Below are 23,148 nucleotides of genomic sequence, written 5' to 3' on the forward strand. Positions count from 1 at the left end.
GTGGGGTGACCTTGGTGCAGGACGAGAAAAGGGTTCTCGACTACCTCAAGAAGGTGAGCGCCGAGCTGCATCAGACGCGACAGCGGCTGCGGCAGAGCGAGGACCGACACCAGGAGCCCATCGCCATCATCGCGATGAGCTGCCGCTATCCCGGCGGGGTGCGCTCACCGGAGGACCTGTGGCGGCTCGTCGCCGAGGGACGGGACGCCATCGGCCCGTTCCCCGACGACCGCGGATGGGACCTGGACGCCCTGCTGCACCCGGAGCGGGACCGTCCCGGCACCTCGTACGTCCGTGAGGGCGGCTTCGTCGACGACATCGCCGGCTTCGACCCGGGATTCTTCGGCATCAGCCCCCGTGAGGCGCTGGCCATGGACCCCCAACAGCGGCTGGTCCTCGAGGTGGCCTGGGAGGCGTGCGAACGCGCCGGCATCGATCCCCACGCGCTGCGCGGCGCCCCCGTCGGCGTCTTCACCGGCTCGGGCGGCCACGACTACGGCGAACTCGTCGCCACCCGGCCGGAAGTGGCCGAGGCGTACATGATGACGGGCAGCTCCGGCTCCGTGATCACCGGGCGGGTCGCCTACACCCTCGGGCTGGAAGGGCCGGCCGTGACCGTGGACACGGCCTGTTCGTCCTCCCTCGTGGCCATGCACCTCGCCTGCCACGCGCTGCGCCGTCAGGAATGCTCGCTCGCCCTGGCGGGCGGCGTCGCGCTCCTCGTCAAACCCGAACCGTTCGTCGCCTTCAGCCGGCAGGGCGGCCTGGCAGCCGACGGCCGGTGCAAGCCGTTCTCCGACAGCGCCGACGGCACCGGCTGGTCCGAGGGCGTCGGCGTGCTGATGCTGGAACGCCTCTCCGACGCGCGACGCAACGGTCACGAGGTACTCGCCGTCATCCGCGGCTCGGCCGTCAACCAGGACGGTGCCTCCAACGGCCTCACCGCCCCCAACGGCCCCGCCCAGCGCGACGTCATCCGTCAGGCACTGGTCGACGCCCGCCTGACGGCCGGCGACATCGACGTGGTCGAAGGGCACGGCACCGGAACGACGCTCGGTGACCCCATCGAAGCCCAGGCCGTCATCGCCACCTACGGCCAGGGACGTCCGGCGGACCGGCCCCTTTGGCTGGGCTCCCTGAAGTCCAACCTGGGCCACACCCAGGCCGCGGCCGGGGTCGCCGGCGTGATCAAGATGGTCATGGCGATGCGGCACGGCCTGCTGCCCGAGACCCTGCACGTCACCGAGCCGAGCGCGCACGTGGACTGGTCGGCGGGCGCCGTCGAACTGCTGACCGAGGCCCGTCCCTGGCAGACCGACGGCCGGCCGCGACGCGCCGGTGTCTCCTCCTTCGGCGCGAGCGGCACCAACGCGCATCTGATCATCGAGGAGGCCGCCGCCCCGGACCCGCAGACCGAGCCGGAGGAGACGCCGGGGAGGACCGGGACGGGCTTCCTGCCGCCGTTCCTGGTCTCCGGCAAGGTCCCCGGCGCCCTGCGCGACCAGGCCCGCTCTCTCTCGGCCCTGCTGGCCGAACATCCCGAGCTCGACCTCACCGACCTCGCGTACGCCCTCGCCACCACGCGGGCCTCCTTCGAGCACCGCGCGGCCCTCGTCGCGGCCGACCGCGACGGACTGACGCGGTCACTCACCGCTCTCGCCACCGGCGAAACGGCCCCCGGCCTCCTCACGGGCACACCGAGGCCCGGCAAGCTGGCCGTGCTGTTCTCCGGGCAAGGGAGTCAGCGTGCGGGCATGGGGCGGGAGTTGTACGAGGCGTTCCCCGTCTTCGCGCGGGCGCTCGACGAGGTGGTCGATGCGCTCGGGTTGCCGTTGCGGGAGGTGATGTGGGAGGGCGGTGACGACCTCGACCGGACCGGGTTCACGCAGCCCGCCCTGTTCGCCCACGAGGTCGCGCTGTTCCGGCTGCTGGAGTCGTGGGGTGTGCGCGCGGATGTGGTGGCGGGGCATTCCATCGGTGAGCTGGTCGCCGCGCATGTGGCGGGTGTGTTGTCCCTGGCGGACGCGGCGACGCTGGTGGCGGCGCGGGCGCGGCTGATGGAGGCGCTCCCGACGGGTGGCGCGATGATCGCCGTACAGGCCACGGAAGGGGACGTCCGGGGACGCCTCATCGACGGTGTCTCCGTGGCTGCCGTGAACGGGCCGCGCTCCGTGGTGGTTTCCGGGGACGAGGCGGCCGTCACCGAGGTCGCGGGGCATTTCGAGCGGACGACGCGGTTGAAGGTGTCCCACGCGTTCCACTCCCCGCTCATGGAGCCGATGCTCGACGAGTTCCGGCGGGTGGCTTCGGGGCTGACGTATCGCGAGCCGGTCCTGCCGGTGGTGTCCAACGTGACCGGCACTCTCGCCGATCCGGGGGACCTGTGCGATCCCGAGTACTGGGTCCGTCACGTCCGTGAGACCGTCCGCCACCACGACGGGATCCAGGCGCTGGAGGAGCAGGGCGTCCGTACGTTCCTGGAGGTCGGTCCGCAGGCGGTCCTCGCCGGGCTGGGAGGCGGTGAGGACGCGGTGTTCCTGGCCACTCAGCGACGCGACCGCTCGGAGACGAGCCAGCTCCTCACCGCCCTGGGCGACCTGCACACCAGAGGCGTCACCGTCGACTGGGAGGCGTTCTTCGCGGGCCGTGGTGCCCGCGCCGTCGACCTGCCCACCTACCCCTTCCAGCGCAAGCGCTACTGGGTGAACCCGGCCGTTCGGACCGGCGATCCGGCGTCCATCGGACAGCGGGTGATCACCCATCCCTTGCTCAGTGCCGTCGTTCCGCTCGCCGACTCGGACGGCATCGTCCTCACGGGCCGCCTCTCCCTCCGTACTCACCCCTGGCTGGCCGACCACGCCGTCATGGGCACTGTGCTGCTGCCCGGAACCGGGTTCGTCGAACTGGCCGTGCGCGCCGGTGACGAGGTGGGCTGCCCGGTCATCGAGGAACTGACCATCGAGGCCCCGCTCGTCTTCGCACAGCGGGCCGGCGTCATGCTCCAGGTCCTGGTGGGTGCGCCGGACGGCTCGGGCACCCGTTCCGTGGCCGTCTACTCCCGCGACGAGGACGCCGAGGCCGGCCCGTGGCTGCGGCACGCCGCGGGTGTCCTCGCTCCGGGAGGGACTGCCGCCGACCGCGACGACGACGTGGCTGACGCCCAGGCCGACGGCGGGGCGGACGACCTGGCGCACTGGCCTCCGGAGAACGCCGCGCCCCTCACCGTCGACGGTCTGTACGAGCGGTTGGTGGAACAGGGCTTCTCGTACGGGCCCGTCTTCCAGGGCCTGCGGGCCGCCTGGCGGCGGGGCCAGGACCTTTTCGCGGAGATCGTCCTGCCCACCGACTCCGCCTCCGACGCCGCGGACTTCGGCGTGCACCCCGCACTGCTCGACGCCGCCCTGCAGACCCGCTTCCTCGACGACGGAGGACCGGACGGCAAGGGGATGGGGGAGACCTCCATCCCGTTCGCCTGGAACCGGGTGACCCTGCACACGGCCGGGGCCACCGCCGTCCGCGTCCGGGTCTCCCCGCACGGCGCGGGCCTGCGGATGGCGGTCGCCGACTCGGCGGGCACCCCCGTCGTGACTGTGGAGTCGCTGATCGCGCGACCCGTCTCCCCGGAGCAACTCCAGGCGTTCCGGGGCACCGAGGACTCCCTCTATCGCGTCGGCTGGATACCCGCACCGTCGTCACCGGACCCGGACCCGGACCCGGACACAGGCGACGCGACCGACGACTTCACCGTGCTGCACCTTCCCGCCCCCGAACCGGGCGCGCAGCCGCCCGCCCAGGTCCGTACGGCGACCCATCACGTCCTGACCGCCCTCCAGCGGTGGGAGGGACCCGGCCGTCTCGTCGTGGTCACCCGGGGAGCGGTCACCGTCCCCGGCACACAGGAGGCGGACGACGCCGAGCACACGGCGGCAACCGGCCTGGCAGGGGCGGCGGTCCGGGGTCTGGTGCGCTCCGCGCAGGCCGAGACCCCGGGCCGGTTCGTCCTCGTCGACCTCGACGGCCATCCGGACTCGGAGGCCGCCCTGGCCTCGGCGATCGCCACCGGCGAACCCGAACTGGCCATCCGGGCGGGAGCCTTGAGCGTTCCCCGGCTGGAAGCCGTGCCCGCCCCCGCCGTGCCCGCCCCCGCCGAGCCCGGCGGCACCACCCGGGCAGCTTCCCCGTGGGACCCCGCCGGTACGGTGCTGATCACCGGCGGCACCGGAGGGCTCGGGTCGCTCGTCGCCCGTCACCTGGTCGCCGAACACGGCGTTCGCCATCTGCTGCTGACCAGCCGGAGCGGCATGGCCGCGGACGGCGCCGCGGACCTGGCGGCGGAGCTGTCGGAGGCGGGCGCCGAGGTGCGCGTCGAGGCGTGCGACGTCGCCGACCGGGACGCGCTCGCCGGACTGCTCGCCGGTATCCGCACGGACCACCCGCTCACCGCCGTCGTCCACACCGCGGGCGTCGCCGACAACGGCGTCATCGGGGCGCTGACCCCCGGCCAACTCGACTACGTGCTGCGCCCGAAGGCCGACGCCGCCTGGCACCTGCACGAGCTGACCCGTGACCTGCCCCTGTCGGCGTTCGTCCTGTTCTCCTCGTCCTCCTGCGTGGTCGACGGCCCCGGGCAGGGCAACTACGCCGCCGCCAACCTCTTCCTCAACGCCCTCGCCGAACACCGGGCCGCCGCGGGCCTGCCCGCGCACTCCATCGCCTGGGGGCTGTGGGGCGGCGGCCAGGGCATGATCCAGCGGCTCACCCGCGCCGACATCCTGCGCGTCAACCGCTGGGGCGTGATCGAACTCGCCGTCGACGAAGGGCTCCGCCTGTTCGACGCCGCCCTGGCCACCGACACACCGGCACCCGTGGCGGTCCACCTGGACAAGACGGCCATCCAGCACCGCGCCGAGGGCGTCCCCGCCATGTTCCGCGGCCTGGTCGGTGCCGCACCCTCACGTCGGCCGGCGTCGTCCCGCCCCTCCGCCCCGGGCGGCACCACGCCCGGTGACACCCCGCTCGCCCAGCGACTGGCCGGGCTGCCCGACACGGAACGCGAACGCGCCGTACTGCGACTGGTGCGGGCGGAGGTCGCCGCCGTGCTCGGCCACGACTCCGCCGAGACGATCGAGCCGGAACGCGCGTTCCAGGAGCTGGGCTTCGACTCCCTCACCGCCGTGGAGCTGCGCAACCGCCTCCAGACGACGACGGGCCTGCGGATCCCCGCCACCGTGGTGTTCGACTACCCCAGTTCGCGCGTCCTGGCCGACTTCCTGTTCGCGGAGGTCTCGGGAACCGACCTCGACGCGGCCCACACGTCGTCGACCGTGCCCGCCCACGCCGGCAGCGACGACGAACCGGTGGCCATCGTGGGCATGGCGTGCCGCTACCCGGGCGGCGTCACCGACGTGGAAGGCCTCTGGCAGCTGGTCGTCGACGGGGTCGACGGTGTCACCGCCGACCCGCCGACCGACCGCGGCTGGGACCTCGAACGGCTCTACGACGCCGAACTGAGCCGCCCCGAGACGACGTACGTACTGGACGGCGGGTTCCTCTACGACGCCGCCGACTTCGACCCCGACTTCTTCGGCATCAGCCGACGCGAGGCCCACCGGCTGGACCCCCAGCTCCGTGTGCTCCTGGAAGCGTCGTGGGAAGCGTTCGAACGGGCCGGTATCGCACCGGGCACCCTCAAGGGCAGCCCCACCGGCGTGTACGCCGGTCTCATGCACCACGACTACGTCACCAGCGCCATCCAGGGCAGCACCATCTCGGGCCGCGTCTCCTACACCCTCGGCCTGGAAGGGCCGTCGGTGACCGTCGACACGGCCTGCTCCTCGTCGCTGGTCGCGCTGCACTTCGCCGCCCAGGCACTGCGCCAGGGCGAATGCTCGCTGGCCCTGGCGGGCGGCGTCTCCGTGATGGCCACCCCGGACATGTTCACCGAGTTCAGCCGGCAGGGAGCACTGTCCCGGGACGGCCGCTGCAAGGCGTTCTCGGCCGCCGCCGACGGCACGAGCTGGGGGGAGGGCGTCGGCGTCCTCGTCCTGGAACGGCTCTCCGACGCGCGGCGCAACGGACACCGGGTACTGGCCGTCGTCCGTGGCTCGGCGGTGAACCAGGACGGCGCCTCCAACGGTTTCACCGCACCCAACGGTCCCTCGCAGCAACGCGTCATCCGCAAGGCCCTCGGCACCGCCGGCCTCGGTCCGGCCGACATCGACGTGGTGGAGGCCCACGGCACCGGCACCTCCCTCGGCGACCCGATCGAGGCGCAGGCCCTGCTGGCCACCTACGGTCAGGGGCGCCCTGAGGACCGCCCCCTGTGGCTGGGCTCGCTGAAGTCCAACCTCGGTCACACCCAGGCTGCATCCGGTGTCGCCAGCGTCATCAAGATGGTGATGGCGATGCGGCACGGGGTACTGCCGCGCACCCTGCACGTGGACGAGCCGTCGCCGCACGTGGACTGGTCGGCGGGAGCGGTGGAGCTGCTGACCGAGGCCCGGGTGTGGGAGAGCGGTGACCGTCCGCGCAGGGCGGGTGTGTCGTCGTTCGGCCTGAGCGGGACCAACGCGCACGTGATCCTTGAGGAAGCGCCGGTTGATGAGGTGGTGGAGGAGGAGCGTCCTCGTGTGCCGCTGCCGGTGGTGCCGTGGGTGTTGTCGGGGCGTGGTGAGGGGGCGTTGCGGGCGCAGGCGGAGCGGCTGGCCGGGCATGTGGTCGGGCGGGACGATCTGGCGCCGCTGGATGTGGCCTACTCCCTGGCTGCTACGAGGTCGGTGTTCGAGCAGCGGGCCGTGGTGGTGGGCCGCGACACGGAGGAACTGCTGCGTGGGCTGGACGCAGTGGCGTCCGGTGAGCGGTCCGGTGGGACGCCGGTGCAGGGCAGGACCGCGTTCGTGTTCTCCGGGCAGGGCAGTCAGCGTGCGGGTATGGGGCGGGAGTTGTACGAGGCGTTCCCGGTCTTCGCGCGGGCGCTCGATGAGGTGGTCGAGGCGCTGGGGTTGCCGTTGCGGGAGGTGATGTGGGAGGGCGGTGACCTCGACCGTACAGGGTTCACGCAGCCCGCCCTGTTCGCTCACGAAGTCGCCCTCTTCCGGCTGCTGGAGTCATGGGGAGTGCGCCCGGACGTTGTGGCGGGGCATTCCATCGGTGAGCTGACGGCCGCGCACGTCGCGGGAGTGCTGTCTCTGGAGGACGCGGCGACGTTGGTGGCTGCGCGGGCCAGGCTGATGGACGCGTTGCCGAGCGGTGGCGCGATGATCGCCGTACAGGCCACGGAAGAGGACGTACGGGGACGCCTCATCGACGGTGTCTCCGTGGCTGCTGTGAACGGGCCGCGCGCTGTGGTGGTTTCCGGGGACGAGGCGGCCGTCACCGAGGTGGCCGGTCACTTTGAGCGGACGACGCGCTTGAAAGTGTCCCATGCCTTCCACTCCCCGGTCATGGAACCGATGCTGGCGGAGTTCGGGAAGGTCGCCGCCCAGCTCACCTACCGTGAGCCCACCCTGCCCGTCGTCTCGAACGTGACCGGCGGCCTCGTCGACCCGGAGGATCTGCGCGATCCCGAGTACTGGGTCCGCCACGTCCGCGAGACCGTCCGCTACCACGACGGCATCCAGGCCCTGGAGGAACAGGGTGTACGGACGTTCCTGGAAGTCGGCCCGCAGGCGGTTCTCGCCGGCCTGGGCTGCGGTGAGGACGCGGTCTTCCTGGCCGCCCAGCGACGCGACCGCGCCGAGACGCAGCAGCTCCTCACCACCCTGGGCGACCTGCACACCCGAGGCGTCCCAGTCGACTGGGAGGCGTTCTTCGCGGGCCGTGGTGCCCGCACCGTCGATCTGCCCACGTACGCCTTCCAGCATCAGCGTTATTGGATGGATGCCGGTGTGGGTGGTGCGGATGTGGGGTTGGCTGGTCTGGGGGTGGCTGGGCATCCGTTGCTGGGGGCGGTGGTGGAGCTGCCGGTGACGGGTGGGGTGGTGCTCACGGGGCGGTTGTCGCGTGAGGGGCAGCCGTGGCTTGTTGATCACGGGGTGCTGGGTTCGGTGTTGTTGCCGGGTACGGCGTTCGTCGAGATGGCGGTCCGGGCCGGTGACGAGGTGGGCTGCGGTCTGTTGGAGGAGCTGACGCTTCACGCGCCGCTTGTTGTGCCGGTGCGGGGCGGAGTCGCGCTGCAGGTCACCGTCGACGGTGTGGACGAGAGTGATCGCCGGACCGTCCGGATCCACTCCCGGAGCGAAGGCGTGGACCAGGACGGCGAGTGGACGCTGCACGCCGAAGGGCTGCTCGCCGGCGCCGACACGCGACCGCCCGAGCCGACGGGTATGGAGGTCTGGCCGCCCGAAGGCGCCGTGGCCCTCCCGCTCGACGCGTTCTACGAGCAGCTCGCCGAGCACGGATTCGCCTACGGTCCGGTCTTCCAGGGCGTCCGTAAGGTGTGGCGGCGTGGTGACGAGCTCTTCGGCGAGGTGGCTCTCCCCGAGCAGGGGGCCGCGGACGCCGGGGAGTTCGGGGTGCACCCGGCCCTGCTGGACGCCGTACTGCACACCAAGTTCTTCCTGACCGGCCGGGGCGCCGACGACGGCGACAGGGGGCCGTCGATTCCCTTCGCGTGGAGCGGCGTCCGGTTGCACGCCGCCGGAGCCTCCCTGCTGCGGATCAAGCTCACCCCGGAGCAGACCGACGCGGACGCCGTGCGGATCGTCGCCTCGGACGGCGCGGGCGCGCCGGTCCTGACCGTGGACTCGCTCGTCACGCGCACGGTGACGCCGGACCGGCTCGCTTCCGGGGAAGGGAACGCGCCGGCCGCTGTGCACCGTTCCCTGTTCCGGGTCGCCTGGACGTCGCCGGCCGTCAGCGCGGCGGGGGACGCGCCGGCCGGACCCATGGCGACCCATGAGGTGGTCACCGACGCCGCCGCACCCGTCCCGGACCGGGTCCGCTCGGCCACGCATGCCGTCCTCGCCGCCCTCCAGGCCCGGCCCGGCGAGGAGGAGGATCCGGCCCCGCTGGTCGTGATCACCAGGGGCTCCGTCTCCGTCGGCGGGGACGACCCGGTCACCGATCTCGCGGGCGCCGCGGTCTGGGGCATGGTGCGCTCGGCCCAGGCGGAGAGCCCCGGCCGGTTCGTGCTGGCCGACCTGGACGACGACCCGGCCTCGAGGGCGGCCCTGGCCGCCGCCGTCGCCACCGGAGAGCCGCAACTGGCCGTCCGTGCCGGTCGCGTCAGCGTCCCGAGGCTGGTCCGGGTGACGGCCGAGGAGGCCGAGTTGCCACATCCCGACGGGCGGGAACCGTGGTCGTCGGTCGGTTCGGGAACCGTGCTGGTCACAGGCGGTACCGGGGGACTGGGCTCGCTCGTCGCCCGTCACCTGGTCGTCGACCACGGCGTCCGGCACCTGCTGCTGGTCAGCCGGAGCGGAATGGCCGCGGACGGCGCCGCCGAAGTGGTGGCGGAGCTGTCCGAGGCCGGTGCCGAGGTCCGTGTCGTCGCGTGTGACGTCGGCGACCGGGCCGCCCTCGCGGACGTACTCGCCGGCATCGGTCCGGACCACCCGCTCACCGCCGTCGTGCACACCGCCGGCGTCGCCGCCAACGGCGTCATCGGCGCACTCACCCCGGACCACGTCGACCACGTCCTCGGCCCCAAGGCGGACGCGGCCTGGCACCTGCACGAGCTGACCCGCGGCCTGCCGCTGACCGCGTTCGTCCTCTACTCCTCGTCGTCCAGCGTCGTGGACGGCCCGGGGCAGGGGAACTACGCGGCCGCGAACCACTTCCTCAGCGCACTCGCCGAGCACCGCGTCGCCTCCGGTCTGCCCGCCCACGCCCTGGCCTGGGGCCTGTGGGACGAGCAGCGCGGCATGATCCAGGGCCTGACCGGGACGGACGTCGAACGGACCCGCCGGTGGGGCATGACCGAACTCACCCCGGCCGACGGACTCGAACTCTTCGACCTCGCCACCGGTACCGCGTTGCCCGCCCTGGTTCCGGTGCACCTGGACCCCGTGGTGATCCGTGACCGGGTCGGCGGCGTACCGCCCATGCTGCGGGAGGTGGCCGCGACGGCATCGGGCCGCCGTACCCCGGTCCGCGCGCGGGCCGGCGACGGTACGGTGCGGGTCGCGGGACCGGACCTGGCCGAACGGCTCGCCGGCCTCACCGACCTCGAACGGACCCGTACCGTGCTCGACCTCGTGCGCACCCACACGGCCGCGGTTCTCGGCCACAGTTCCGCCGAGGCGGTCGACCCGGACCGCGCCTTCCAGGAGATGGGCTTCGACTCCCTCGGCGGCGTGGAACTCCGCAACCGCCTCAAGGCCGCCACCGGACTCCAGGTCCGGGCCACCGCCGTGTTCGACCACCCCACCTCCCGTGCCCTCGCGGACGCCCTGCTCGCCGAAGTCGCCCCCGCCGACGACGCAACCGACGCCGCCACCGAGGAACACGTCCGCCAGGCACTGCGGGACATCCCGCTCAAGCGGCTGCGCGACACGGGCCTGCTCGACACGCTGCTGGAACTCGCCGGGCTCGACCGGCCCGACTCCGCCGCCGGACTCGACGGGGGAGCGGACGACTCCCTCGACGACATTGACGCCTTGGACACCGAGAGCCTGATCAGCATGGCGCTGGACGGTTCCGCGGCCGGTTCCGGCGACGACAGCCAGGAGGTCTGACCGTGACGACGACCGGTAACGAACAGAAGATCGTCGCGGCGCTCCGCTCGTCGGTCAAGGAGACGGAACGGCTGCGGGAGCAGGTCCGCAAGCTCACCACGGCCGCCCGGGAACCCATCGCCGTCGTCGGCATGGGCTGCCGTTACCCCGGTGGTGTCACCGGTCCCGAGGAACTTTGGCGGCTCGTCTCCGAGGGCCGCGACGGCGTCTCGGGATTCCCCGAGGACCGTGGCTGGGACACCGGACGGCTCTACGACCCAGAGCTGAGCCGTCCGGGCACCAGCTATGTCCGTGAGGGCGGCTTCCTCCACGACGCCGCCGCCTTCGACCCGGAGTTCTTCGGCATCAGTCCGCGCGAGGCCCAGGCGATGGACCCCCAGCAGCGGCTGCTGCTGGAGACCTCCTGGGAGGCACTCGAACGGGCCGGCATCCCGCCCGCCGGCCTCAAAGGCACACCGACCGGTGTCTTCGCCGGCGTGATGTACCACGACTACGCCATGAGCGGCATCTCCGGCAGCATCGTCTCCGGCCGCGTCTCCTACACCCTGGGCCTGGAAGGCCCCTCGGTGACGGTGGACACCGCCTGCTCCTCCTCCCTGGTCACCCTCCACCTGGCGGCCCAGGCACTGCGGCAGAAGGAGTGCACCCTGGCCCTGGCCGGGGGCGTCGCCGTGATGTCCACGCCCGACATGTTCGTCGAGTTCAGCCGGCAGGGCGCGCTCTCCCGCTCCGGCCGCTGCCGCTCCTTCGCGGCCGGCGCGGACGGCACCGGATGGTCCGAGGGTGTCGGCGTCCTCGTCCTGGAACGCCTCAGCGACGCCCGCCGCAACGGCCACGACGTGCTCGCCGTACTGCGCGGCTCGGCCGTGAACCAGGACGGTGCCAGCAACGGCCTCTCCGCACCCAACGGCCCCGCACAGGAACGCGTCATCCGGCAGGCCCTGGCCAACGCGAGGGTCTCCGCCGACCAGATCGACACCGTCGAGGCGCACGGCACCGGGACGGTGCTCGGAGATCCGATCGAGGCGCAGGCGCTGCTCGCGACGTACGGTCAGGAGCGGCCGGACGGACGACCGTTGTGGTTGGGCTCGTTGAAGTCGAACATCGGGCATGCGCAGGCGGCTGCGGGTGTGGCGGGTGTCATCAAGATGGTGATGGCGATGCGGCACGGGGTGCTGCCGCGCACCCTGCACGTGGACGAGCCGTCGCCGCACGTGGACTGGTCGGCGGGAGCGGTGGAACTCCTCACCGACGCCCGCCCGTGGGACCGCGCCGACCATCCCCGCCGGGCCGGCGTCTCCTCCTTCGGCATGAGCGGCACCAACGCCCACATCATCCTCGAAGAGGCCCCCACCGACCCGCCCGCCGCGCTTCCCACGGCACCCATGGACCCCGCGCCCGTACTTCCCGTCGTGCCTTGGGTGTTGTCCGGGCGTGGCGAGGGTGCGTTGCGGGCGCAGGCGGAGCGGCTGGCGGGGTATGTGGCCGGGCGGGACGATCTGACTCCGCTGGATGTGGGGTTCTCGCTGGCCACGACGCGGAGCGTGCTGGAACGCCGGGCTGTGGTGGTGGGTCGCGACACGGAGGAACTGCTGCGTGGGCTGGGCGAAGTGGCGTCCGGTGAGCGGTCCGGTGGGACGTCGGTGCAGGGCAGGACCGCGTTCGTGTTCTCCGGGCAGGGCAGTCAGCGTGCGGGCATGGGCCGGGAGCTGTACGAGGCGTTCCCCGTCTTCGCGCGGGCGCTCGACGAGGTGGTCGAGGCGCTGGGGCTGCCGCTGCGGGAGGTGATGTGGGAGGGCGGCGACGACCTGGACCGGACCGGGTTCACGCAGCCCACCCTCTTCGCTCACGAAGTCGCCCTGTATCGGCTGCTGGAGTCGTGGGGCGTGCGCCCGGATGTCGTGGCCGGGCATTCCATCGGTGAGCTGACAGCCGCGCATGTCGCGGGTGTGTTGTCGCTGGAGGATGCGGCGACGCTGGTGGCGGCGCGGGCCCGCCTGATGGAGGCACTCCCGGCGGGTGGCGCGATGATCGCCGTACAGGCCACGGAAGAGGACGTACGGGGACGCCTCGTCGACGGTGTGACCGTGGCCGCCGTCAATGGGCCGCGCTCTGTGGTGATCTCCGGGGACGAGGCAGCCGTCACCGAGGTCGCGGGGCACTTCGAGCGCACGACACGGCTGAAGGTGTCCCACGCGTTCCACTCCCCGCTCATGGAACCGATGCTCGACGAGTTCCGGCAGGTGGCATCCGGGCTGGCGTACCACGAGCCGGTCCTGGCGGTGGTGTCGAACGTGACCGGCACTCTCGCCGATCCGGGGGACCTGCGCGATCCCGAGTACTGGGTCCGCCATGTCCGTGAGACCGTCCGCTACCACGACGGGATCCAGGCGCTGGAGGAGCAGGGCGTCCGCACGTTCCTGGAGGTCGGTCCGCAGGCCGTTCTCGCCGGCCTGGGCTGCGGTGAGGACGCCGTCTTCCTGGCCGCCCAACGACGCGACCGCCCTGAGACGCACCAGCTCCTCACCACCCTGGGCGACCTGCACACCCGAGGCGTCACCGTCGACTGGGAGGCGTTCTTCGCGGGCCGCGGTGCCCGCACCGTCGACCTGCCCACCTACCCCTTCCAGCACCAGCACTACTGGCTCGAAGCGCCCGACGCCGGCGCCGAGGTGTCCGCCGCCGGGCTGGAACCAGCAGGGCACCCCCTCGTGCGTGCCGCCGTGCGGTCGGCCGACTCCGAGCAGGTGATCCTGACCGGGCGGCTCTCGCTCCGTGCCCAGCCCTGGCTGGCCGACCACGCGGTCGCGGGCACCGTCCTCTTCCCTGGCACCGGTTTCGTCGAGTTGGCGATCCGTGCGGGTGACGAGGCAGGCTTCCCCGTTCTCGACGACCTCACCCTGGAAGAACCGCTCGTGCTGTCCGAGGACGCCGGTGTGATCCTCCAGGTCATCACCCGGGCCGAGCGTCGGCCGTCGGCTGAGGGCGGGGCGTCCGCCGAGACGCGGACCGTGGAGATCTACTCCCGCTCCGACGACCCCACCGCCGAGGTCCTGTGGACCCGCCATGCCTCTGGAGTACTGCGCCCGGCTGCCGTCGGCGCCCCCGGGGACAGCGACGTGCTCGCCGAGTGGCCGCCCGCGGAGGCGGAACCACTGTCCATGGACGACGCCTACGTTCTTCTGGCCGCCCATGGCCTGCACTACGGGGCCGCGTTCCAGGGCCTGCGTGCGGTCTGGCGCCGTGACGGCGAGCTGTTCGCCGAGGTGGTCCTGCCCGATCGGGTCGCCGAGAAGGCCGAGGAATTCGGCCTTCACCCGGCGCTCCTCGACGCGGCCCTCCACGCGCTGGCACTGGACGCCGCCGACCCTGGTGAGGAGGGGGACGGCGGTGGTCCGCGGTTGCCGTTCGCGTGGAGCGGCGTGACGCTGCACGCGACCGGCGCCTCGGCCGCACGGGTACGTCTGCGGTTCACCGGGCCCTCGACCATCTCCCTGGAGATCGCCGACGCGGAGGGCGCGCCGGTGGCCACGGTGGACTCACTGGCCGTCCGCCCGGTGGCCCCTGGAGCGCGACCGGCGCCGAAGTCGCGGCGCGACGGCCTCTTCCGGCTGGAGTGGGCCCCCGTCCCGCTCGCCACGGAGGCCGGTACGGCATCCGCGACCGGGAGCCGCGCGACACACGTTGACGGGAGCGGGACCACGCCCGTCCCCGCCCCCTCCGTGATCCATTCCCGGAGCGAACTCGCCTCGCTGGGAGAGGTGACGGGCGTGGTCGTACTGGACTGTGCCCCCGAGGAGGACGGCGGGCGGCCGGACGCGGCGGCCGTCCGCCGGGTCACCCGTCAGGTGCTGGAGGTCCTCCAGACCTGGACGGCCGGCGACCGCTTCCGGAACGCCACGCTGGTCGTCGCCACGCGCGGTGCCATGGCCCGCCCGGGAGAAGAGCAGGTCACCGACCCGGCCGGTGCCGCCGTCTGGGGGCTGGTGCGTTCCGCCCAGATCGAGACCGGCGACCGCATCGTCCTGGCCGACTTGGACGGCCACCCCGACTCCGCCGCGTTGCTTCCCGCCCTCGTCGATCCGGCCGAGTCCGAACTGCTGATCCGCGCGGGCGTGCCCTTCGGCGCCCGGCTCACCCGGTTCCGCCCTGCCGTCCGGGCAGCCGACGCCGGGGCCGTGGAATCCCCGGTCTTCGACCCCGACGGCACGGTACTGATCACCGGTGCCACCGGCGCTCTCGGCGCCCTGGTCGCCGAGCACCTCGTCACCGCGCACGGCGTCCGGCACCTGCTGCTGGTCAGCCGCCGAGGCACGGCCGCCCCCGGCGCCGCCGGTCTCGAGAGCCGGCTCACCGGCCTCGGCGCCCACGTCCGTGCCGTCGCCTGCGACGCGGCCGACCCCGACGCGCTCGCCGGCATACTGGCGGAGATTCCGGACGAGCACCCGCTGCGAGGCGTCGTCCATGCCGCCGGTGTCCTGGACGACGGAGTGATCGCCTCCCTGGACGGCGCCCGCCTCGACCGCGTGCTGCGTCCCAAGGCCGACGCCGCCTGGCACCTGCACGAGCTGACCCGCGACCTGCCACTCACCGCCTTCGTACTGTTCTCCTCGGTCGCCGGTACCTTCGGCGCCCCCGGCCAGGCCAACTACGCCGCCGCCAACGCCTATGTGGACGCACTCGCCGACTACCGCCGCTCCGTCCTCGGGCTGCCCGCCCAGTCCCTCGCCTGGGGGCCGTGGGACGTGGACCGCGAGGCAGAAGCGGGCATGGCGGGCGGTCTCGCCGACCGGGACCGCTCCCGTCTCACCCGCTCCGGTCTGCTGCCACTCGCCGCGCACGACGGTCTCGCCCTCTTCGACACGGCCACCGACGCGCCCGTCGCGGCCCTGCTGGCGGCCCGGTTCGACCTGAACGCCGTGCGCGCCCGAATCGGAGCGGACGGCGAACTCCCGGCCCTCTTCCAGGGCCTGGTGGACAACGCCGTCACCCGCCGCCGCTCGGCGGCAGGGCGCACAGCGGGTACGGCGGGCCTCGCCGAACGCCTGAGTCGTCTGCCCGCGGAGGAACGACTCCCCGCCGTCAGTGAGCTGATCCGATCCCACGCCGCCGATGTTCTCGGCTACGCCTCGGGTACGGAGGTGGACACCGGCCGGCCCTTCCAGGATCTCGGCTTCGATTCCCTCACCGCGGTGGAGTTCCGCAACGGACTCGCCTCGGCCGCCGGCCTGCGGCTCCCGGCGACGCTCGTCTTCGACTACCCCGACATCACCACGCTCGCCCGGCACCTGCTCGACCAGCTCACCGACCCCGACGAGGGACGGACTTCCGTCTCCGGAGGCCCTCGCCGGTCCGACCCCGGTCCGGACGACGAACCGCTCGCCATCGTCGGCATGGGCTGCCGGTACCCGGGCGGCGTGACCGGCCCCGACGACCTCTGGCGGCTGGTCGCCGAAGGCCGGGACGGCATCACCGACTTCCCCACCGACCGACGGTGGGACACCTCGCGGCTCTACGACCCGGACAGCACGCGGCCGCACACCACGTACGTCAAGGAGGGCGGCTTCCTGCCCGGCGCCGCCGAGTTCGACCCCGACTTCTTCGGCATCAGCCCGCGAGAGGCCGAAGAGATGGACCCGCAGCAGCGGCAGCTCCTCGAAACCGCCTGGGAGGCCCTGGAAAGCGCCGGCATCCGGCCGGTCGGCCTGAAGGGCACTAACACCGGCGTCTTCGCGGGGGTGATGTACCACGACTACCCGACCGGTGCGAGTGCGGGCAGCATCATCTCCGGCCGCGTTTCCTACACCCTGGGGCTGGAGGGCCCGGCCGTCTCGATCGACACCGCGTGCTCCTCGTCCCTGGTCAGCCTGCATCTGGCGGGCCAGGCCCTGCTCCGGGGCGAATGCTCCCTGGCCCTCGTCGGCGGCGTCACCGTCATGGCGACCCCGGACACGTTCGTGGAGTTCAGTCGTCAGCGGGGGCTCTCTCCGGACGGCCGCTGCAAGGCGTTCTCGGCGGGGGCGGACGGTACGGGTTGGTCCGAGGGTGTGGGTGTGCTGGTGGTGGAGCGTCTGTCGGATGCCCGTCGCAATGGGCATCGGGTGCTGGCGGTGGTGCGGGGTTCTGCGGTGAATCAGGACGGTGCGTCGAACGGACTGACCGCGCCGAACGGTCCGTCGCAGCAGCGGGTGATCCGGCAGGCGTTGGCGGCTGCGGGGCTGCGGGCGTCGGATGTGGACGCGGTCGAGGCGCACGGGACCGGGACGACGCTCGGGGATCCGATCGAGGCGCAGGCGCTGCTGGCTACTTATGGTCAGGAGCGGCCGGGTGAGGGTGTGCCGTTGTGGCTGGGGTCGTTGAAGTCGAACATCGGGCATGCGCAGGCGGCTGCGGGTGTGGCTGGTGTGATCAAGATGGTGATGGCGATGCGGCATGGGGTGCTGCCGCGGACGCTGCATGTGGAGGAGCCGTCGCCGCATGTGGACTGGTCGGCGGGGGCGGTGGAGCTGCTGACCGAGGCCCGGTCGTGGGAGAGCGAGGGGCGTCCGCGCAGGGCGGGTGTGTCGTCGTTCGGGATCAGCGGGACCAATGCGCACGTGATCCTGGAGGAAGCGCCGGTACTGGCAGAGGAGGACGTGGAGTCTTCTGGACCGTTGCCGGTGGTGCCGTGGGTGTTGTCGGGGCGTGGTGAGGGTGCGTTGCGGGCGCAGGCGGAGCGGCTGGCGGGGTATGTGGCCGGGCGGGACGATCTGACTCCGCTGGATGTGGGGTTCTCGCTGGCCACGACGCGGAGCGTGCTGGAACGCCGGGCCGTGGTGGTGGGGCGCGACACGGAGGAACTGCTGCGTGGGCTGGGCGAAGTGGCGTCCGGTGGGACGCCGGTGCAGGGCAGGACCGCGTTCGTGTTCTCCGGGCAGGGCAGTCAGCGTGCGGGTATGGGGCGGGAGTTGTACGAGGCGTTCCCGGTCTTCGCGCGGGCTCTCGACGAGGTGGTCGAGGCGCTGGGGTTGCCGTTGCGGGAGGTGATGTGGGAGGGCGGTGACCTCGACCGTACGGGGTGCACGCAGCCCGCCCTGTTTGCCCACGAAGTCGCCCTGTTCCGGCTGCTGGAGTCGTGGGGTGTGCGCCCGGATGTCGTGGCGGGGCATTCCATCGGTGAGCTGACGGCCGCGCACGTCGCGGGAGTGCTGTCTCTGGAGGACGCGGCGACGCTGGTGGTTGCCAGGGCCCGGCTGATGGACGCGCTCCCGACGGGCGGCGCGATGATCGCCGTACAGGCCACCGAAGACGAAGTACGGGGACGTCTCACCGATGCTGTGACCGTGGCCGCCGTGAACGGCCCCCAGTCCGTGGTGATCTCCGGGGACGAGGCGGCCGTCACCGAGGTGGCCGGGCATTTTGAGCGGACGACGCGCCTGAAGGTGTCCCACGCGTTCCACTCCCCGCTCATGGAACCGATGCTGGCGGAGTTCGGGAAGACCGCCGCCCAGCTCACCTACCGTGAGCCCACCCTGCCCGTCGTCTCGAACGTGACCGGCGGCCTCGCCGAGCCCGGTGACCTCCAGGCCCCGGAGTACTGGGTCCGCCACGTCCGCGAGACCGTCCGCCACCACGACGGCATCCGGGCCCTGGAGGACCAGGGCGTCCGTACCTTCGTCGAGGTCGGCCCGCAGGCGGTTCTCGCCGGCCTGGGCTGCGGTGAGGACGCGGTCTTCCTGGCCGCCCAGCGCCGCGACCGCCCCGAGACGCAGCAGCTCCTCACCACCCTGGGCGACCTCCACACCCGAGGCGTCACCGTCGACTGGGAGGCCTTCTTCGCGGGCCGTGGTGCCCGCACCGTCGACCTGCCCACGTACGCCTTCCAGCATCAGCGCTATTGGATGGATGCCGGTGTGGGTGGCGCGGATGTGGAGTCGGCTGGTCTGGGGGCGGCTGGGCATCCGTTGCTGGGCGCGGTGGTGGAGCTGCCGGTGACGGGTGGGGTGGTGCTCACGGGGCGGTTGTCGCGTGAGGGGCAGCCGTGGCTTGTTGATCACGGGGTGCTGGGCTCGGTGTTGTTGCCGGGTACGGCGTTCGTGGAGATGGCGGTCCGGGCCGGTGACGAGGTCGGCTGCGGGTTGCTGGAGGAGCTGACGCTTCACGCGCCGCTTGTTGTGCCGGAGCGGGGCGGAGTCGCGCTGCAGGTCACCGTCGACGGCGTGGACGAGAGCGATCGCCGGACCGTCCGGATCCACTCCCGGAGCGAGGGCGTGGACCAGGAGAGCGAGTGGACGCTGCACGCCGAAGGCCAGCTCGCCGGCGCCGACACGCGACCGCCCGAGCCGACGGGTATGGAGGTCTGGCCGCCCGAAGGCGCCGTGGCCCTCCCGCTCGACGCGTTCTACACGGACCTGGAGGCGCAGGGCCTGGAGTACGGTCCGGCCTTCCGGCTCCTGCGCGGGGCATGGCGGGACTCCGACGCCCTCTACGGGGAGGTCGCCCTGCTCGACTCGCTGTCGGGCGAAGCAGCCGCGTACGGCCTGCACCCGGCTCTGCTGGACGCCGCCCTGCACACCAGCTTCCTCGAAGGCGACACGGACACCGAGCCGTCCGTGCCGTTCGCCTGGAACGGCGTACGCCTGCACGCGACGGGCGCCTCCGCACTCCGGGTCCGCGTGACCGGCGTCGGGTCCGGGCTGCGTCTGGACGTCGCCGACAGTACGGGCGCCCCCGTGGTCACCGTGGAGTCGCTCGCTGCCCGGACCATCGCGCCCGAGCAGCTCAGCGGCGCGTCCCCCGTCGTCCACCGTTCCCTCTTCGAGGTGAGCTGGGTACCGGTCACCACCACGCCCGTCGGCGCCGAACCTTCGGGGGCGGCTCAGTGGGCGTCGTTCGGGACGGACGTTCTCGGGCTCGGGCATCCGGATCTGGAGACCGCGTACGACGGGGTGCGGGAGGCGCCCGACGTGGCCGTTCTCGGCTGCGTCACCGACCCCGGCGCGTCCATGCCGGACCGCGTGCGTTCCGCGACGGGCGCCGTGCTGGCGGGGCTGCACACGTGGGCCGCCGACGAACGGTTCGAGAAGTCCCGTCTGCTGGTGGTCACCCGCGGCGCCGTCGCGACCTGGCCGGGCGAGGACACCGGCCCGGACCTGCCCGGTACCGCCGTATGGGGCCTGGTCCGGTCCGCCCAGGCCGAGAACCCCGGCCGCCACCTGCTGGTCGACCTCGACGACGACCCCCGCTCGCTCGCCGCCCTCCCGGCCGCCGTGGCCACCGGTGAACCGCAACTCGCGATCCGCGGCGGCGAGTTCCTGATACCAAGGCTGGCCCGTGCCGAACGGGACGGGACCGTGGACGCCGGGGCCGCTTCCCCCTGGGACGCCGACGGTACGGTGCTCATCACCGGCGGCACCGGTGGTCTCGGCAGCCTCGTCGCCCGCCACCTCGTCACCGAGCACGGTGTCCGTCACCTGCTCCTCACCAGCCGCCGGGGCACGGCTGCCGAGGGCGCCGGAGAACTGGCCGCGGAACTGACCGAGGCGGGCGCCGAGGTCCGTATCGAGGCGTGCGACGTCAGCGACCGCGACGCCCTGGCGGAACTGCTCGCCGGCGTCGATCCGCGCCATCCGCTCACCGGGGTCGTGCACACCGCGGGTGTCGCCGCGAACGCCGTCATCGGCGCGCTCACCCCCGAGTACCTCGACCACGTCCTCGGCCCGAAGGCCGACGCCGCCTGGCACCTGCACGAGCTGACCCGTGACCTGCCGCTTTCCGCGTTCGTCCTCTTCTCGTCGTCCTCCTGCGTGGTCGACGGGCCCGGGCAGGGCAACTACGCCGCCGCCAACCTCTTCCTCGGCGGACTCGCCGAACACCGGGCCGCCCTGGGCCTCCCCGCCCATGCCCTGGCCTGGGGCCTGTGGGGGGAAGGACACGGCATGGTCCGCGCCCTCAAGCCCGTGGACGTCGAGCGCATCCGCCGCTGGGGCATGACCGCACTGACCGCGGCCGAGGGCCTGGAACTGTTCGACGCCGCCGTACGACGCCGGGTCCCGGCGCAGCTGCCGGCACGTCTGGACCTGGACGCGATCCGTCGGCGCGCCGACGGCGTACCGCCCCTGCTGCGGGGACTGGTCCGCACGACCGCCACCGCCGGCCGCCGCGGCGCGGCGCGCGCCACGGCGGCCGGCGCCGTCCAGGGGCCGTCGCTCGCGCAGCGACTCGCCGGCCTGCCGGACGAGCAGCGCGAGCAGGCCGTGGTCGATCTGGTCCGCACCCACGTGGCCGCGGTCCTCGGCCATCACGGTCCGGAGGCCGTCGCCGCGGACCGCCCGTTCCTGGAGATGGGGTTCGACTCCCTCGGGGCCGTGGAACTCCGCAACCGCCTCAAGAGCGCCGCGGGCGTCCCGATGCCGGCCACCATCGTCTTCGACCACCCCAGCGCCCGGTCCCTGGCCGGCTGGATCCTCGCGGAGACGGAGATGAGGGCGGGCGCGGGACCGGACAGCGGAGCGGTGCCGGGAAGCGGCGGGCGGGGCGCCGCCGGGACGGCACCCGACCCGGCGGGGGAATCACTCAGCGCGCTGTTCCGCCAGGCCATCGACCGTGACCGTCTCGACCAGGGTGTGGCCATCCTCGACCTGGCCGCCGGCCTGCGCCCGACCTACGCCACCCCGGACGACCTGCCCGGACTTCCCCCCGCCGTGAAGCTGGCGAGCGGGCCGCAGGAGCCCGGTCTGTTCTGCTTCCCCTCACCGGCCGCCATGGGCGGTGCCCACCAGTTCCTCCGGCTCGCCGCGGGCCTGCGCGGGACGCGGGACGTCTCCGCGGTGCCGCTGCCGGGCTTCGCAGAGAACGAGAGTCTGCCGGCCGCCTTCACCACCGTGGTGGAGGGTGCCGCCCGGCAGATCCGTGCGGCGGCCGGGGACAAGCCCTATGTGCTGCTCGGCTACTCGGCGGGCGGCATCTTCGCCCACGCGACCGCCCGTCATCTGGAACAGACCGGTACCGGCCCGCGGGCCGTCGTCCTGCTGGACACCTACCATCCCAAGACCGAGGGTCTGGTCGGGCTGATCGCCCAGATGTTCGCCGGGCTCTTCGAGAAGGAGGCCCTGTTCGGTCCGTTCACCAACGCCCGCCTGACGGCCATGGCCTGGTACGGGCAGTTGATGGAGGACTGCGACCTCGACGCCATCACCGCACCGATCCTCTTCGCCCGGCCCCGGGACTGGGCGGGCGCGGCGGACACGGCGACCGCCACCGACGCCTGGCGCACCTCCTGGGACACGGCGCACACCGTCGTCGAGGTCGCGGGCGACCACCTGACGATGGTCGAGTCCGAGGCACACCGCACGGCCGAGGTCATCGACGAGTGGCTGACGTCGTTGGACTGACCTCGGCCGGCGGTAAGCGTGGGGACGGAACGGGACGGGCGGGCCGGGCTCTTGGAGCCCGGCCCGCCCGTCCCTCGCGTTTCCCCATGAGGAGTCGAAAGCGGCCCGGCCGGTCACCGCGTCGCTCGCGCGGTGACCGGCCGGGCCGGTCGGGTTCGGTCGGGTTCCGCTCTCAGGCCCCCAGCTCGCCGTCGAGCATCTCGAACAACTCGTCGGCGGTGGCGTCTGCCAGACCGTCGTCGTCGGCGGGCCGGGCCAGGGTGGCGCGATGCGCGTCGGCCCACTTGGCGGCCAGTGACCGCAGCCGCTGGTCGATCCGGGCCGCCTCGGCCTCATCGGCCGCCACCGCGGACAGCGCGTCCTCGAGCCGCGTCAACTCCGCGTCCAGGGATGCCAGATCGGCGCCGGCCAATCCGCTTCCTCCAGCGGTTCCGGCCGTTCCGGCAGCTTGGGCAGCTGGGGCCGGCTGTTCGCCCACCATCTCGGTCCGCAGGAACTCCGCCACGGCCACCACCGTCGGGCAGTCGTAGATCAGCGTGGCGGGCAGCCGTTCCCCGGTGGCACCGGCGAGCCGGTTGCGCAGTTCCAGTGCCGCCAGGGAATCCAGCCCCATGTCGAGGAAGCCACGCTCGAAAGTGACGGCTTCGGGGCCGTCATGCCCGAGCACGGCCGCCACATGCCCGGCGACGAGGTCCTGGAGCAGCCGTCCCGCGTCCTCCCAGGAGAGGTCCGCGAGCTGCTCGGCGAGCGATCGCGCTGGCGCGGAAGCGGCAGCATCTCCGGCCGGCGCGGATCCGCCGTCGCCCGACGTCGGCGGGTGCTCCGTACCCGTTCCCATCTGAGGACGGGCAGGCCCCCCTGCGGTGAACAGGTCACGCAGCAACGCCGGCAGTTCGTCCGGCCGCGCCCGCAACGCCTCCGCGTCGAACCGTACGGGGACCGGGACCGCCTCGCTCGAAGCGACCGCGGCGTCGAACATCGACAGCCCCTCGGAAACGGACAGTTCACGCACCCCGAGGTGGCGGATACGGCCCGCGTCCACGGCCTGGGCGTCACCGTCGCCCGCGGTCCCTTCCCACAGTCCCCAGGCGAGGGAGTGG

At 72.8% G+C, this 23,148-nt stretch carries 1 protein-coding gene and 2 pseudogenes; 2 read left to right on the top strand and 1 reads right to left on the bottom strand.

Translation table 11 applies throughout. The features are described 5' to 3' along the window. Positions 1-29 precede the first annotated feature (29 nt). Positions 30-10,676: pseudogene (locus ACFIF2_RS23865) on the top strand (type I polyketide synthase); the annotation flags it as partial. Positions 10,677-10,681: 5 nt separating this feature from the next. After that, positions 10,682-22,048: pseudogene (locus ACFIF2_RS23870) on the top strand (type I polyketide synthase); the annotation flags it as partial. Positions 22,049-22,220: 172 nt separating this feature from the next. On the opposite strand, the gene ACFIF2_RS23875 reads toward ACFIF2_RS23870, so the two are convergent. Continuing rightward, on the bottom strand, positions 22,221-23,148 hold a 928-nt coding region (locus ACFIF2_RS23875), incomplete at its 5' end, for a phosphopantetheine-binding protein (protein ID WP_395575263.1).

The sequence above is a fragment of the Streptomyces sp. BK79 genome, assembly GCF_044142145.1.
Taxonomy (GTDB): domain Bacteria; phylum Actinomycetota; class Actinomycetes; order Streptomycetales; family Streptomycetaceae; genus Streptomyces.